9 protein-coding genes and 9 pseudogenes are annotated in these 15,030 nt (G+C 60.0%); 9 read left to right on the forward strand and 9 right to left on the reverse strand.

Going from position 1 to position 15,030, the window contains the following annotated elements; genetic code table 11:
- Window positions 1-774: 774 nt before the first annotated feature.
- Together ABIB66_RS41930 and ABIB66_RS41935 are read left to right on the forward strand one after the other, a co-directional pair.
- Window positions 775-1,296, forward strand: a complete 522-nt coding sequence (locus tag ABIB66_RS41930; protein ID WP_354259705.1) for a hypothetical protein — start codon at window positions 775-777, stop codon at window positions 1,294-1,296.
- A gap of 70 nt (window positions 1,297-1,366) precedes the next feature.
- Window positions 1,367-1,708, forward strand: a complete 342-nt coding sequence (locus ABIB66_RS41935) for a hypothetical protein (protein ID WP_354259708.1) — start codon at window positions 1,367-1,369, stop codon at window positions 1,706-1,708.
- A 185-nt stretch (window positions 1,709-1,893) separates the two neighbouring features.
- Here the strand turns inward: ABIB66_RS41935 and ABIB66_RS41940 are convergent, their stop codons facing one another.
- The 6 genes and pseudogenes from ABIB66_RS41940 to fixL form a co-directional block, all read right to left on the reverse strand.
- The gene (locus ABIB66_RS41940) at window positions 1,894-2,151 is read right to left on the reverse strand and encodes an outer membrane protein (RefSeq protein WP_354210977.1); all 258 of its coding nucleotides are present in this window, start codon (window positions 2,149-2,151) and stop codon (window positions 1,894-1,896) included.
- A gap of 394 nt (window positions 2,152-2,545) precedes the next feature.
- A pseudogene (locus ABIB66_RS41945) lies at window positions 2,546-2,998 on the reverse strand (NAD(P)/FAD-dependent oxidoreductase); the annotation flags it as partial.
- Between the two features lie 181 nt (window positions 2,999-3,179).
- Window positions 3,180-3,707 (reverse strand): annotated as a pseudogene (locus ABIB66_RS41950) (helix-turn-helix domain-containing protein); the annotation flags it as partial.
- A gap of 34 nt (window positions 3,708-3,741) precedes the next feature.
- Window positions 3,742-4,157, reverse strand: a pseudogene (locus tag ABIB66_RS41955) (response regulator).
- A gap of 43 nt (window positions 4,158-4,200) precedes the next feature.
- Window positions 4,201-4,772, reverse strand: a pseudogene (gene fixJ, locus ABIB66_RS41960) (response regulator FixJ).
- Between the two features lie 47 nt (window positions 4,773-4,819).
- Window positions 4,820-6,337, reverse strand: a pseudogene (gene fixL / locus ABIB66_RS41965) (sensor protein FixL).
- Window positions 6,338-6,541: 204 nt separating this feature from the next.
- Here fixL and ABIB66_RS41970 point away from each other — a divergent pair.
- Window positions 6,542-7,337 (forward strand): annotated as a pseudogene (locus ABIB66_RS41970) (universal stress protein).
- Between the two features lie 38 nt (window positions 7,338-7,375).
- Window positions 7,376-7,801 (forward strand): annotated as a pseudogene (locus tag ABIB66_RS41975) (CBS domain-containing protein).
- 705 nt (window positions 7,802-8,506) lie between these two features.
- Here ABIB66_RS41975 and ABIB66_RS41980 read toward each other — a convergent pair.
- Window positions 8,507-8,660 (reverse strand): annotated as a pseudogene (locus ABIB66_RS41980) (6-pyruvoyl trahydropterin synthase family protein); the annotation flags it as partial.
- Window positions 8,661-8,719: 59 nt separating this feature from the next.
- Between ABIB66_RS41980 and ABIB66_RS41985 the strand changes: the two are divergent.
- Window positions 8,720-9,076, forward strand: a complete 357-nt coding sequence (locus ABIB66_RS41985; RefSeq protein ID WP_354259710.1) for a COG3415 family protein — start codon at window positions 8,720-8,722, stop codon at window positions 9,074-9,076.
- 50 nt (window positions 9,077-9,126) lie between these two features.
- Complete coding sequence (locus ABIB66_RS41990; RefSeq protein ID WP_354259713.1) at window positions 9,127-9,504, forward strand: transposase; 378 nt, start codon at window positions 9,127-9,129, stop codon at window positions 9,502-9,504.
- A gap of 116 nt (window positions 9,505-9,620) precedes the next feature.
- Here the strand turns inward: ABIB66_RS41990 and ABIB66_RS41995 are convergent, their stop codons facing one another.
- Window positions 9,621-10,079 carry a hypothetical protein gene (locus tag ABIB66_RS41995; protein ID WP_354210980.1) on the reverse strand — a complete coding sequence of 153 codons (459 nt, stop codon included), beginning with the start codon at window positions 10,077-10,079 and terminating at the stop codon, window positions 9,621-9,623.
- Window positions 10,076-10,474: a hypothetical protein gene (locus ABIB66_RS42000; RefSeq protein ID WP_354259716.1), complete on the reverse strand. Its 399-nt coding sequence runs from the start codon at window positions 10,472-10,474 to the stop codon at window positions 10,076-10,078. The genes ABIB66_RS41995 and ABIB66_RS42000 overlap by 4 nt, the downstream gene beginning before the upstream one ends.
- Window positions 10,475-11,799: 1,325 nt before the next feature.
- On the opposite strand from ABIB66_RS42000, the gene ABIB66_RS42005 reads away from it, so the two are divergent.
- The 3 genes and pseudogenes from ABIB66_RS42005 to ABIB66_RS42015 form a co-directional block, all read left to right on the forward strand.
- Window positions 11,800-13,014: an EAL domain-containing protein gene (locus ABIB66_RS42005; RefSeq protein WP_354259719.1), complete on the forward strand. Its 1,215-nt coding sequence runs from the start codon at window positions 11,800-11,802 to the stop codon at window positions 13,012-13,014.
- 616 nt (window positions 13,015-13,630) lie between these two features.
- Complete coding sequence (locus ABIB66_RS42010; protein ID WP_354259722.1) at window positions 13,631-13,834, forward strand: 4Fe-4S dicluster domain-containing protein; 204 nt, start codon at window positions 13,631-13,633, stop codon at window positions 13,832-13,834.
- 870 nt (window positions 13,835-14,704) lie between these two features.
- Window positions 14,705-14,848, forward strand: a pseudogene (locus ABIB66_RS42015) (hypothetical protein); the annotation flags it as partial.
- Between the last annotated feature and the right edge of the window lie 182 nt (window positions 14,849-15,030).

Consider the following 15,030-nt stretch of genomic DNA (forward strand, 5'->3'; position numbering starts at 1 on the left):
CTCTACCCGCATCTACCGACCTTAAGGCTAGCCTTAAAGCTAGATCCTCGTCGGATACCTGCAACTCAACAAGGCGGCCCACCCCGGAGGAATACGTTGGGCGCGCCGAGCGCAGACATCATTCGCGACATCCGAACCGGAACCGCAGAGCAGGGGATAAAACAGCAACGCAGTCCGCACATAGCGTATAATTTCAGGGATGGATTCGCGGCCGATCGGCGACATACTCACATCATCCTGAATGGCGCGGATGCGGCGTCGATAATGGGCTTCACGCAGGTGCCGAACTTCCTTCTCAAATCTAAGAAGCTCACTCCCGCGACAAGATGGCATTCGCCATGCTGCTTTCATACGCTTGGCAGAACGACTACTGCTTTCCCGGACGACGCCGTTCTTCCCGAAGATCTACGGATTGAGGAGCGAAGTGTCCGTCAACCTCAAGGCCCTAGTAGAAAATGGGCTGCTCACGATCCAGAGACGAGGTCTCGGCAAGACGAACATCTATGAAGTGTATCTCACGGTGACTTCCGATGTCCGGTTCAGACCGCACCAAAATGTCCGGTCCAGAAAGGTACGTTAGGTCCGCTCTGGCGCAGACAAAAATGTCCGCTCCTCTATTAATCAGACCCGATGAATGAGACCTATATCTATATTAAGAATAAGCAGTAGGGGAATGCACCTTTAAAATGAAGGGGAAGCTCCAAGAGGCGGCGCGTATAGCTCTATGCTAGGTTTGATCAAGTCTCCCAAACTCCGAAATCGGGGAAAGCGCGCATGACGCCGCAACAGTTCCAAGCACTATACCCTCACTTAATCGGTTGGATTCATCAAACACTACAAGCACATTCGAACGAAGTAAGGATCGTAAGTTCGCTTGGATTCCCGAGACTGCCGCAATACTTCAGTGGAAATCTCTTATCCTCGACCAAGGTTGCCGTTGTCGAACGGGTTCCGATGCCGCCACTATCATCTTTAGGACTCAGCCAGTTCGCCCAATTCGAAAACGGCGATTACGACGGTATCACGTACCTGGACACATTCTTCGTAAAGCGTCGCTCTGCGTCGAGTGAGCGGCTCCACTTTCATGAATTAGTCCATGTTGTACAGTGGCGATTGCTTGGTCCTGAAAGGTTTCTCGCGACGTACGCCGATGGATTGGAGAAACATGGGTATCGGCAAAGTCCGCTAGAGTCCATGGCTTACACCGCCGAGGAGGTATTTTGTCAGTCCAACGAGAACTTTAATGCCGAGAAGCTGGTTGCGGACGAACTGGATCGAATGTCAGGGGGCGTTTAGCGAAACGCGTGCACGATCGGGGATACCGTCGAGCATTCATCGCCCAGTGAGAAAAAATGGCTCAATCTCAATGCCGTCGTTGAATCCGACGATTGCGACGGCGTTCGGCCACGGATTTGTGCCTTTGAGCCGCCGCCAGGTCCTCGATGTGGCGATCACCAGCTTGAACACCATCGGCCTGGCGGTGGTTGGCGACAAGGAGGCCTTCGTCCGCACGGTCCTGTATCGCTTGGTGGCGAACACGCGCTCGATGGAATTGGTGGGGCAAGTGATGCGCGGCAAGAAAATCGTAGAAGGCCAGCGTGCGTCGCGATCCTTGACCAGGCGTTCGACCGCCCGGCCGTACTTGGCGGTGCGTCTCGGGGAAGACGTCGGTCGCCGCTTCGGCGGACGCTCGGTTCGCGCCCAATAGACCTCGCGCAAATCCTTCTCATGGTGGCCTGCACCGGGAGTGGGACCGTTTTCCAGGACGTTCACGGTCTTGTGCACCCAGCATTATGGTGGCGTGTGCGAGGAAAGACCTCGTCGAGCGACTTGTAGAAGTCGAGCGCGCCGTCGCCGACATTGGCCAAACTCGTTGTTATTGATGACGGCGCCTCAGTCGTTTTGCCAAGCCACGCCTCCGTTGAGGTAGGCCAGCGTGTTGCCCTGCGCGCCAAAGGGGTAACCGAGGCGACCGGCTCCGGTAACAAAGACGTGTGGATTCGCCTTGCAGTTTGCGCTCAGTACTATGCTGGCGGCGGCGAGGCGGGTATTTGTGCTGTTGAAGACAGCACTGCTGGCCGTGAGTTTGAGGCCAAACACCCAGCTATTCTTCTGCCAGTTGTAACCGATCTGGCCGCCCGCCAGGAACACAGGAGTATCGACGCCGCCGCCATAGACTGAGGGACCTCAGGGATTACTGAAGGATTTTGGCCGTAACCACGCGCCGGCGTGCCCGCTAATATATCCTCCGGACCAGCTCCACAGAGCCGGTGGCAGTTGTACTGCTGGCTCAAGGTCCGCCGGCCGCTTGCGACTAGCGTAATCGTTGTCGCTCCCCCCAAAAACGAACTCCAGATCGCATCAAACACTCCGCGGCGCTTTCCCGATCCACAACCGAGCGCCTTCGAGCTGGCATCGGTGACGGCACCGCGAATGAAACAAGCAGCGTGCCGCGTGGAAATTGAGGGGTCTTCAGTTGCTTCGTACCGGGTGCATGCGTCAAATTGTGGAGAATGGTCTTAGAGCTGACAATCGCGCTGTAGCGTCCGACAGTTCGCTGCGCAGCGGCACGGGCCTCAATCACCTCCAAGCCCTTACGTCCGACCGCATAATGCAAGGTGCCGGCACGTTCCACTCCACATTCGATGTCGTGCTTTTCGATGAGTTCGAACACCGTCTGCGGTCCGCGCCCGAGTTGTTCAAGCAACCGTTCTCCAAATGGCGCGCGGAGCGCGTCCGGAAGCGCGTCAGGCATGTGCCACATGCCCGCATTCACGAGCCCGACGTTCCGCCCGGAGCCGCCGAATCCTATTTCAGACGCCTCCAAAAGCGCGACACACGCTCCACCTTCAGCAAGATGGAGGGCCGCCGACAGCCCGGTATATCCACCGCCAATCACGACGATATCCGCTGCAGTTTCGGCGGTAAGGAGAGCAGTTTCTGGCGCTGGTGGCGCAGTCAGCGCCCATAGTCCGTGTGATCGTCGATTGTTTCGCATCCGCCAATCTTGATCGACCCGAGGTCCAGCAGCTATGGTGAATACCGGTAAGCTCTGGCAGACCGCGCTAGCAAAACTGGTGCCGGCCAGTCGCTTGTTTCTCATTACAGCATGCTCGGGCGCAATGAATAGGCGCCATCAGGCCAAGTCGCAGGGAGAAACATCGGCCGGGTGAAAGCGATCAGGCGCCGAGATTGTGCAGGCGCTGGCGGTTGCGCAGCACGATCTGGCAAGCGCCGGAGAAGCCGAGTATGCCCTTTGCGTGAAGCTGCGAGAGCGCGCGCCACACGGTCTCGAGCGTGAGGCCCAGATAGTCGCCGATATCGCGACAACACATCGGCAGCGCCATCATGCCGGCCACGGCGAGCCGGCGATCCATTTCGAGCAGGAAGATTGCAACACGCTCCATCGCCGTCTTGCGCCCCAGCAGCAACATGTGGTCTTCGGCGTGACGCAGCTCGGCCGCCGTCATGACCCCGAGCTTGCTCGCGACCTGTACGTCGGTGCCGACGAGCTTTTCGAGGCTGGCCCGCTCCACGAGGCGGACGCTGGTGACGATAATCGCTTCGGCTGCAAGGCGATGCGTCTGGCCGCGTTCCAGGCCGAACACGTCACCCGGAAGGTGGAACGCACCGATCTGACGGCGGCCGTCGGAGAGCAGCTTGTAGCTGCGCACCGCGCCGGAGACGACCTGATAGACATATTCGGCGGTAAGGAGGTTTACCTCCGGAGAATCCCGCAGGTCAGTGGCCGCGCCTGTCCTGGATGGCGTGCCGGATGCATTTCGCGAGGTCGAGGAGGGGCTTCAAAATGACGTCCTCGATCCCTGTCGCCGCCGCCCGTGCAGAGATATTTCCGTCCGGAAACCCGTGATCAGGATCACGGGCGTGTCGACGTCGGATTGGCGCAGCCGCCCGGCCAGCTCGATGCCATTAATGTCAGGCATCTTGTAGTCGATGACGTAACAGTCCGCGCGGGGCGGGCTCGTCGCATTGAGCAGCGCCGTGGCATTCCTGAAGGTCCGTACGGCAAAACCGTCGGTTTCCAGCAGGAACCGCAGGGACCCGAGTACGGCGGCATCGTCATCGACCATATAGACGGTGAGCTTCGCCAATGACGGCGTTGGGAGCCGCTGATGCTGCGGGCCCATCTCGATCATGCGGATTGGCTAGCACAGGCCAGCGCAAGGGCTTTGACGTCTCTCAATCCGTGATCATGCCGGCGCGCATCGCCAGCCGCACCAGCTCCGAAAGGCTGCTCGCCTGCATCTTGGTCATCACATTGGCCCGGTAGACCTCGATCGTGCGCGGGCTGATGTCGTATCCGCGGGCGATCAGCTTGTTGGAGAGACCTGCGACCAGCCCCTCCATGACCTGGTGCTCGCGCGGGCTTAACGAGGTGACACGGACGGCGATGTCATCGGCGACGGCCTCGTTCCTGGCGACCGGTTCGGCCTGGCGGATCGCGGCTTCGATCATGGTGACGAGGCGGTCGTCCTCCAATGGCTTCTCGAGAAAGTCGACCGCACCAAGCTTCATCACCTCGACTGCGAGCGGCACGTCGGCGTGACCAGTCATGATCAGGATCGGAAACGGGCTTTGCTGCGTCTTCATGCGCTTGAGAAGCTCGATTCCGTCCAGGTCCGGCATGCGCACGTCGGAGACCACGCAGCCGAAGGCGAGGCCGGGCAGGGCATCGAGCGAGCTCTGCGCCTTGTCGAACAGCGTGACGTTGAAGCCGGAAGAATCAGTACGAAGTTCAGCGACTCCCGCATCGCCTCGTCGTCGTCGATGACATAGATGTTACTTTTGTCGTCGTGGATCAGTTCTCGTCGGCTGCCGGCAAGGCGAAGCGGAATGTTGCCCCGCCCGATGCGTTGCTCTCGGCCCACATGCGGCCGCCGTGAGCCTCGATGATCGAGCGGCTGATGGACAGTCCCACGCGAATGCCGGTCTCTTTGGTGGTGAAGAAGGTCTGAAACAGGTTTGGAGTGACGTCCTCCCGGAAGCCGGATCCGGTGTCGGACACCTTCACCTTGATCATGTCGTCGGCAATGCGGTTGTTGGTGACGACGAGTTCGCGCCGCGGCGACTGCGCCATCGCTTCCCGCGCGTTGCGGAACATATTTACCAGCACCTGCTGGATCTGCACCCGGTCGGCGAGCACGAGGTCGGCGTCCGGATTGAGGCTGAACGGGAGCTGCATGTTCTGCTCACGGGCGCCGGTTAGCCCGAGCGCGCGGCTTCCTCGATCAGCTTGGACAGGCTTTCGACCCGCTTTTCGGACTCGCCGCGGGAAACGAAGTCGCGCAAGCGCCGGATGATCTGGCCCGCGCGCGGCTCCTGTTCCGAGGCGCGGTCCAGTGCGCTCTCGATCTTCGGCGTGTTCGGATCGGTGCTGCCGGCGCGAAGTCGCCGCGAGCCTTCATGTAATTGCTGATTGCCGCGAGCGGCTGGTTGATCTCGTGGGCGAGCGCGGAAGCCATTTCGCCCATCGCGGTCAGGGGCGAGACGTGCACGAGCTCGGACTGCAATTCCTGGAGCCGCGCCTGGGTCTGCTGATGCTCGGTGAGGTCGCGGACGAAGCCGGTGAAATAGGGCTCCCCGCCCGACTGCATCTCGGCCGATCGACAGGTGCATCGGAAACCTCGTTCCGTCGCGACGCTTGCCGGTGACGATGCGGTCGATGCCGATGATGTGCGGATCGTGGATGGAGCGATAGCGGGCGATGTAGCTGTCATGGCGGGCGCCGTCGGGCTCCGGCATCAAAATGCTGACGTTCTGGCCGATCGCCTCGTGCTCGGACCAGCCGAACAGCCGCTCCGTCGCCGTGCTGAAACAGCTGGATGATGCTGTTGCCGTCGATGACAATCATCGCATCGGGAATGGTGTGGAGGATCGAGCGGAGGTGGGTCTCGCGGCTGCGCACCGCTTGCTCGACCTGCTTCTCCTCATCGATGTCCAGAAAGATACCGCTGAGATGACGGGCGGCGCCGGCTTCATCGCGAATGACTCCCGCCCGGGCGCGGACCGATTGCCCACTCTCTGATTCGCCTGCGACCCGGAAAGACAGGTCGAATCCGCCGCCCCGCTCGCAGACGCGCTTGAACGCCCTCTCGACCCGCTCACGGTCCCCGCGCTCGAGGCGAGACATAAACAGGTCGTAGCTCCGCGGCTGGCCCTGCGCGACGCCGAGCAAGGCACCGGCGGTTTCCGACCAGTCCAGCTCCCGCGTGTTGAGGTCGAGATCCCACGTGCCGACGCCGAATCCTTCGATTCGGACCCGAAAATGCTCGCCGCGAGCGTCGTCTCGTGGATGCGTGTCGTGGCTCGGCGACAAGCTATTGCTCCCATTCTCCTGCGGCGGGTTCCGTGCCGTGAAGAGGGCTGCAATTTCGCCCAAGGCCGGGCCGAAGGCAAGTTCGGATGTCTGATCTTATTGGCGGAATTCTTCCAGCTGGCACGACGAAATTTGATCTACCTCATCCCGCCTTTGCGTCGGCGCGGCTAGATTCCACCTCATCTCGCTGCCCGGAGGCTCCCGATGACATATGCGACAGTGATAGTCAGCCTGGCGCTCGATCAGCCCGACAACGGCCTCTTCAGGTCGAGGGCGAACTCGCCGAGCGGTTCGAGGCGGCCATCCGCTCTATTTCGCTGACGGCGCTGAGGCTCAAGCGCTGATCGACCGGGAGCAGGCTTCAATCAGGAAACATCTTACCGATCTGGAAGCGCATTTCCGCGCCGCGACGAGGGCGCGCGGCGGACATGCGCAATGGCGCAGCGCCATGGAGTTCCTCACGCGGTTTGTCCTGGCGCAGGTGCGGTGCGCCGATATTGTCGTCAGCGGCGGGCACAGCCCGGCCTTTTCCGATGCCTTTTCGCTCGCAAGCTCCAAGGACCTGGTGATGCGCCGGCCGCTTCTGGTCGTGCCCGACCGGGTCAACTGGCTCGATCTGCGCAGCGTGCTCGTGGCGCGGAAGGATACGCCCGAGGCGCGGCGGGCTATGGCCGACGCGCTGCCGATGCTGCGCAAGGCGAGGGACGTCGCCGTCGTCGAGAATTCCGGAGCAGGATGACGATCGATCGCCGGTCATGGCCCGTGTGAGCGATGTCGCCGCCTGGCTCGCCCGCCACGGCTCACCGCGACCGCGCGCGTCCTGGAAGCCGCGGGAAACGAAACCGCCGCCCTGCAATTCGAGAAAATTGCCGGCGATGTCGGCGCCGGCTTGATCGTCGCCGGCGCCTACGGTCATTCGCACTCCCACGAGCTGATCCTGGGCGCCGTCACCCAATATCTGGTCACGCAATCCGCTCGCTGCGGGTTGCTGTCGCACTGACGGCCAGGCGGACGGAGATGAATCGAGGAGGACGCGCCGTGTACAAGTTTCTTGAGCAGACCGTCGACGGTTACATGACGCGCAACGTCCGGATGGTGAAGCGCGATCTCGACCTGCTCGAACTCAGCGAGATATTCGGACGCGACGATTTCAACTCCTATCCGGTCGAGGATGACAGGCAGGTCGTCGGCATCGTCACCAAATTCGACATTCTGAAGTGCTTCGCCTTCACGCCGCGCCAGATGCTGCCGCGCTATCACGATCTAATGAGCCGCAAGGTCGGCGACGTCATGACACCTGAATTCATCTAAGTCAGTCCCGATACCAAGTTGACGCGCGTGCTCCAGATCATGGTCGAGCACCGCATCAGGAGCGTCATCGTGCTCAACAGCCGCCAGAAGCTGGTCGGAATCATCGCCCGTGAGGACGTCATCGCCGCACTCAAGGCGACCGCGTGCGACTGATAGGCCGTCCGCAAACCCGTCGACTTGAGCTATGCAATTTTAAGGAAGCGGTGGCTGCCGCGCGCGCTGCGCTGAGCGCGAGCGGTTTATATCGCTCTCCGACCACCGGCTGCTTTACATTAACAGAAATTCACTGACCTTGATTTCAATCAATTCCCGCGCGAAGGTTGAATGTGGTTTCTGGCGCTGTGTTTCTTTCGAAAGAGAACCGCATGAGTTAGCCATCTATCTCAAAATCCATGACCATCGGTGAAAGCGACCTAGTGCTCGTGTTCGCGGTCACACTACGATGCCGGGCTGCATTCCGTTATGACGTATCATCCAAAAAACTGTACAGTTCGCGGCAGAAGTTGCGCGGCCCGATTGTTCCGAAAACGCCATCAGAGGCGGCCTAACACAGCGTGTCCTGAGACGACGGGTTCATCCTTCGCTAAACAAGAGGCCTCCGATGAGTTGCGCCGCGATTTCTCATCCGTCAGTTCGATGCTAAATAGACCAAAACCCATTGCTTTTGGCTTTCCATCGGACCGTTTTGCGGACAGCGTTGTCATCACAGTCCGACAACCTTGGTAAGCGATGGTTCTAGCGCGATGGCGCCGATGCGACACAGTCGTGGAGTACTGACCGCCCGAAAAGAGGACGACTGCAGACTGCGTCACCGCGATCTCCCAAGTGAGTGCCGAATTCAGCGATTGTGTCCGTCATATCCGCCCAACAATCCGTCGTCTCATAGACCCTAACGCTCGAGAGTTGCGCAAGGCGCGGTTTCGTGCGCTCCCAGATCCAGATGTGCGCTGTTTTCCGCCGTCGGATTTTCCAGTGCCGGGACTTCGTTCAGGCAATGGCGATCGAGCTTCTTAGGCGGCCGATGGCGCGCTGTCGGCGCTCGACGAGCGCCCGCGACTGGGCAAGGAGCCGGTGATCACGCCGGCGGCCAAGGCCTGGCTGCTGTCTCTGCCGTGCGACAAGGCCGAGGAGCATGGTTATCCGCACGAGTTGTGGACGACGCGGCTGTTGGCCCGCCATGCCCGCGAGCACGGACCAGAGGCCGGACATGAATGTCTCGCCCGTCTGGTTCAGGGCACGGTGTGCAAGCTTCTCGGTCAGGAGGAAATCAAGCCGCACAAAGTGCGCTACTATCTTGAAAACCGCGACGCCGAGTTCGAGCAGAAGATGGCGGAGGTTCTGTATGTCCATCGCGAGGTCCAGATCCTGAAAAAAAGCCGCCCGGTCGAAGACGTCGGACAAACCGGTAGCGATCGTCTCCTACGATGAAAAGCCGGGGATACAGGCCATCGCAACGACAGCACCGGATCTGCCGGCCAGTGCCGGGCGTGCATGCGACCTTCGCCCGCGATCATGAGTACAAACGTCACGGCACGCTCAGCCTGTTGGCGGGGATTGACCTGCTCACCGGGAAGGTCCACGCGCACGTCAAAGACCGCCACCGCAGCCGAGAGTTCATAGAATTCCTCAAGCTCCTCGATGCCGCCTATCCGGCCAGGACCGCGATCAAGTTGATCCTCGATAATCATTCCGCCCACATATCGAGAGAAACCAGAGCCTGGCTCGACACACGACCGGCAGGCCGCTTCCAGTTTACCTTCGCCCAAGCACGGCTCCTGGCTCAACCTCATCGAGGGCTTCTTCTCCAAGTTCGCCCGTTCCGTCCTGCGTCATATCCGGGTTACATCAAAGTATGAACTCAAGGAGCGCATCATGGCCGGAATTGACGACGTCGATCGCAATCCCGTCGTCCATAACTGGTCCTACAAACTCGCCGACGCCGCCTGATATGCTTAGACTAAGAAAACGCTGACTAGAACCTCAAGGTTGACTTGCCGCGCTTCCTGTCGTGCATTCGCATCACAGTCTCGTACTGCGGCTCGGTCAGGTAGCCTTTCGCCTCGTAGTGCTCGGACAGCGACGCTAGAAACATGACGGTGCTCGGGTCGTGTCTGCGCTTGGTCAAGTCCTTGAGATAGGTTCCGATGTTGTCGTCGTATATCTTCTTGGCCTCGGTCCTCGGCCTCCGCGGATCGGCCCTGCCGTACTGCCTCGTCCCGCGCTTGCTCGGCGGAGTTCGGTAGTCGGTCGGGGCGGGGGAGCCGTAGGACTTGGGCGCCGGAGCCGCGACGCCGGCCACGACATCCTCCCACGTCTTGCCTGCGGAGCGTATCAGCTTGTTGGCCATGCGCAGGGCGGCGATGGCCTCGCCGTCGTGGTTGGACTCCGTGAGCCTCAGAAACTTGAGCAGGCGCTCGCGGTCTATTATCATCCCCTCTTCTCCTCTTCGATGGCCATCGCGAGCCACGTCCTGATCTGCGCTAGGTTCTTGTGACCGACACCCGGAATAAGCAGCATGTCCCAGTCGGACATCGCCGCCACCGTCTTCAGATCGATTTGCGCGATCGCGAGATGGCGCATGATGGCGTGACCGCCGCGCATCTGCCACAGCGGCATGAGCACCGGGCTGAAGAAACAGAAGCACGCCAGTCGGCGCGCCGATAATCGGAATCGACAACCGCAGAGGCCCCGAGCGGTCAGTGACCAGACGACAGGCGGCGCGAAATGCGCGCGGAGATCGAGGAGGCGCTGACGGCAACGCACAAGAAGATAGCGAGTATCTTCATCTGATGCCGGATGTTTGTGGGCTTGCCCCTGAGTTTCCATTTCGAATGAGCCAGGCAGTACGCGACGGTCTGCCGCGTCTGGTCGGCCTCGTCGGGGGATAGTCCATCGTTGAAGCGGGAAATTGCCGAAGTTCCCCTCCTCGGACCGGTCCGACAGGGCTCTGGCCGCGGATTCAAGTTTGAGTTCGTGTCCGCGAGTCATCGCCACCGCGGCCTTGGATTTCGGCTGAGGCAAATCCAGTCGACGCCGACCGGGACCTGCAGCCTGCCGTTCGTCTCGATCACGGTGAGGAACCCGAGAGTCTCAGGCGCTTGCAGGAGATGATCGTCGGCCGGCAACAGTGGTTCTCCTCCCGTCAGTACGCAAAGACGATGGCCTTTGCCGCGCGTCCATTCGGATTCAGTCGTGTCGGCGAGGCTCTCTTGTGCCGGCCTCTTTCGTCCCGTCGGCGCCGATGACAAGCGACGCCGATCCTGCTGGTGTCCGGACCAGAGATCGCAGCCGGGGCGCGTACAAACCCGAGACATTACGAGCAAGAACGAGCCTCCGGGCTCGTTCATTACGTGTTTCATGCAGACGATGGAGCGTCCACTACAAGATCCGGTAGATGCCAAACCTGTTCCCCCCGATCATCACCGAGGAAACAGATGTGAACGCAAACGACGAGAAGCCAACAAGGGCAGAGCGGCACAATATGACCGGCAGAACCTAGGTGGCCACGCCACGCACACCTCAATCGGGTGCGCGAAGCCTTGCCCCGTGGGCGGGCCTTGCGCTTCAGCGCCAACACGAACACCTGTCACGTCAATCCCTCTTGAGGAAATCCATGGTCAAAAGGATACAGATGACTCAACGAGAGCAACTACCAAGCTCGGTAGTGAATATGACCTCCGCCCTGCTATAAGCAACAGAGGTGAGATAAGTGCAAGATGCTGCCGTTCTCAGAAATGACCGCGGCTTGCCGGCTGCGAACTCATGATGGACTTTCTTCGATTGGAAAATAAATGAATCGGACGGCACATTCGCGCGTGGGCAAGCCGGCCATGCCGATCAAACATTCGTAATAGTGGTTGCCAATCGTCACTCACGAGCGAATTCATGCAGTAGATCTTGCATCATGACAATCGCCGCGCCATAGGGCGCATCAGTCCGAAGATGAGATTCCCCACACTCGCGTGCGTCACTCGACAAAGTTGCGCGAAGAGGTGTCATGCGCGTGGGCCCGACAAAATCGTCAGAACAACGTCGCGAAAGATTTTGCACGCTCATGCACTACCTCGAAGAATCGAAGATAACGGCAAGGGCAGCTTGTTTGGACCTTCTCTCCTCGTTTAAAGGGTCGTCACGGAAGGGGAGTGGTTGCGATGGAGCATTGGCAGGCCGAATTGGTCGGACGGAAACCTGTAATCTTCGGACAGCGTAAGGTGCGGCCGCGAGCGTGCGTGGCCGTCGGCAAGCAGCATCTGCGCGCCTTTCTACGAGATGTGCTGGAGGATATAGGGTTTGTTATCAGCGAATGCGGGACTGCTGACGAGCTGCCGCACGTACTCTGCACGGAGCTGCCTGATCTGATCCTGCTCGGCATTGGCTCGGATCGCATCGAGCCTGGAAGATTGCTCGAGATACTCGTACGCGAAAAGTTTGCAGGCAGAGTGCTGTCATTCGGCGCCCGCGAATCGATCATCATGACGGCAGTGCAGCAGGTCGGGCGCGAATATGGACTTGCTATGCTGCCGCCGCTGAGGACCCCGTTTGCAGCCGAGACGCTGCGCGATCGGGTCGCCATGCTCTTGCCCAGAGAGCCGGCGCCCCGTCCCGCGGTCCATGTCGGAGAAGCCTTACACGCTGGATGGCTTGAGCTCTGGTATGAGCCGAAGTTTGACGCGTGTACCCTCAGCCGCCGCGGCGCCGAGGCGCTTGTGCGAATGCGGCACCCGACCTGGGGCGTTGTTCCACCGGCTTATTTCATCCCGGAGCCTCACGATCCACATTTAAGGGAGTTGTCGCAGTTCGTGATCGACCGCGCAATCATGGATTGGGAGTATCTTTTGGAGCAGAAAACGTCGATCGATCTCTCCATCAATCTCCCGGCAGCATTCCTGATTGATCCGCAGGCGGTACGCGATCTGTGTCAGCGCATGCCGGCGCACCCCGCTTTCGGCGGCTTGACGATTGAAATCGAGAGCGAGGAAGCCATCCGGAATCTAGATCTCCTGATCGAGGTCGCGCGTGAGGTTCGCCTTTACAACATTGGCCTTGCAATCGACAATGTCGGCGCCAATTGGCCGCAGCTGATGGGGGTGAAGAGATTCCCGTTCAGGAAATTGAAAGTGGACCGGCAGTACGTCTCCGGTTGCGGAAATGGGCCCCTGAAGCGAACGGTGTGCCGCCAGATCGTCGATCTAGCCAAAGAATACAGTGCGCGCACCGTCGCCGTAGGTGTGGAGAGCCATGCCGACCTGATTGCTGTGACCGAACTCGGCTTCGACCTTGCGCAGGGCCATCTGTTCGGAAAGGCCATGCCGCGGAAGCAATTTGCACAGTCATCTTTCAGCACTGCTCCACTTCTGTCAAAATAGTTGCATGAGGAGTGGCTGAGCACGGTCAAGCAAAGCGTAGCAGCACTTGCCCACACCGGCATGCTTACTTGGCACCAGGCGTGAGGCTGACTGCAATTCCCTGTGAATTTGCAAAGCCAGTGTCGCTCCTCCCGGCGCGACTTCATTTCTTTCCGAAGCGACGCAGAAGCTCGTTGTAGCACAAATCCGCTTTGGCAAGCCTCCAGCGAGTCTATCCGCGGAGGCAACGTTGCAGCCATGAGGGAGGCTTGCACAAAACCTCCAGTCAGGGCGTGTGACCGGAGGTTTGCCGAGATCTCGCGTAGACGTGCGTCGGCTCGCGGCGTTTCGTCGCGCCGCCGGTTTCGGAATCATCGAGCGTCGCTTGGCCGCGCGCTGCCGTGCTGGGACAAACCGACGGAAGCTAGCAGCGTTCGAGTCGCGACTGGCTCTCGGAGTAGTGCGCGAGGGCTCACATAGCTTGAAATTGAAGCGGCCTGTTGTTGTCGGAGATGCGCTCATGGTCGCAGTCCGGGACAACACAATTGCGCAAATTGCCCGCCATTGAGCGTCTGTGTTTGGCACGGCATTTGAAGGGGATCGCCAATGGCATCGCTCGCCTAAGGAGTCGGAAGGCATGGCTTACAAGATCGTCGCTTCGCAATGCACCGTTTGTGGTGCATGTGAGTTTGAGTGTCCCAACGCGGCAATCAGCCTCAAGCGCGACATTTACGTTATCAATGCCAAAAAGTGTACGGAGTGCGAGGGCCATTCCGACACGCCGCAATGCGCGGCCGTCTGTCCGATGCCTGACACCTGTGTCCCGTCTAAGACAGCATAAACAGCCCGCGTCCATAAGGCTTCATCGATGTCGTGAACGAGGTAGTCGAAGTCTAGCTCGAAGGGGCTCTGTCGGAGGGCACCTCAAATTTATCTCGATAAGGACAAGGCCGCTTCGATGCTCCAGTGGCGGCGTTGAGGCTTGTCGTCGCTGCCTGACGAGCCGAGGCGAGGTGGACAGGCGTCGAATATCCCAAGATCGCTTGCAGAATATCTAGAACTGCGTCACTTCGGAGCCGAGGAGCCGGTCTCCTCGTGCGACGAGATCGTTCCGGAGATCCTGAAGAGGGACGAGAAGCTCGACCTCCGCTTGCCCGTGGTCGCCGTGCACGAGTACATGGAGTGTAGGGGCCTAGCCCGATCCCGCCGCCCGCGCTCTGGCTGCTTACTCCAGTTTCGCAACTCAGAATGCATCCTGAGGTCAGGAGCTATTCCTGCATGTCGCCCACGTCCAGGCCCCACTTGCCAAGCGGCGGCGGACGCATCGAGGGCGCGCGGCAAAGTCGCTCAGCACGTGAATACCTGCCGCACTGAGGAGATCATCTTGACCAACGGCACGGAGGCGATCGAGCTCATGGCTCATCGCGGGCCCAGCCGAATACCAAGCCGTCCGAGCTGATCATCCCTACGATTCTAGAGTAATCCGGCATTGGCAATTCCTAAGGAGCCTCATGGCGGTGTATCAAACGGACGCCAGCCGAGGATGATCGCAACTTCCTGAGGGGCGGGTTCGAGAAGCTGCTGACGGAAAACCCGGCCCGTCGCGATCACACAGATATCGAAAACGGCTCGGGTTCGTTCCGGCCGCGGAGCTCATCCGGTTACCCGAACAGGGTATCGAACGCGAACGCATTCACAGGCGGAGCCCTCCAAGCAGCTTATTGTGTTGGCGCCGCAGCGAGTGTCTGATCGGCAGCTCTGGATCAATCCCGACTGCGGGCTGAAAACTCGAAAGTGGGAGGAGGTGCGTCCCGCGCTCGTCAATATGATGGCCGCACGCGAGTTGCGGGCTGCGCCACGATGGTGCCAACCGTTTTGCCGCGCTTTTGTGAATGAGATGCACAGGCTTTGGGGGCTTGCGATGTCCTCGCGAGCTTTCCAAAGTTCCAGAGACGGGAATGCCGGCTGGCGTTGGCCGAGGCGGTCGCATACAGCCGGCGACAAGCTCGATTCTCGATCCGACGGCCGATAGCCTGC

Source organism: Bradyrhizobium sp. F1.13.3, from assembly GCF_040548265.1.
In the GTDB taxonomy this organism is placed as follows: domain Bacteria; phylum Pseudomonadota; class Alphaproteobacteria; order Rhizobiales; family Xanthobacteraceae; genus Bradyrhizobium.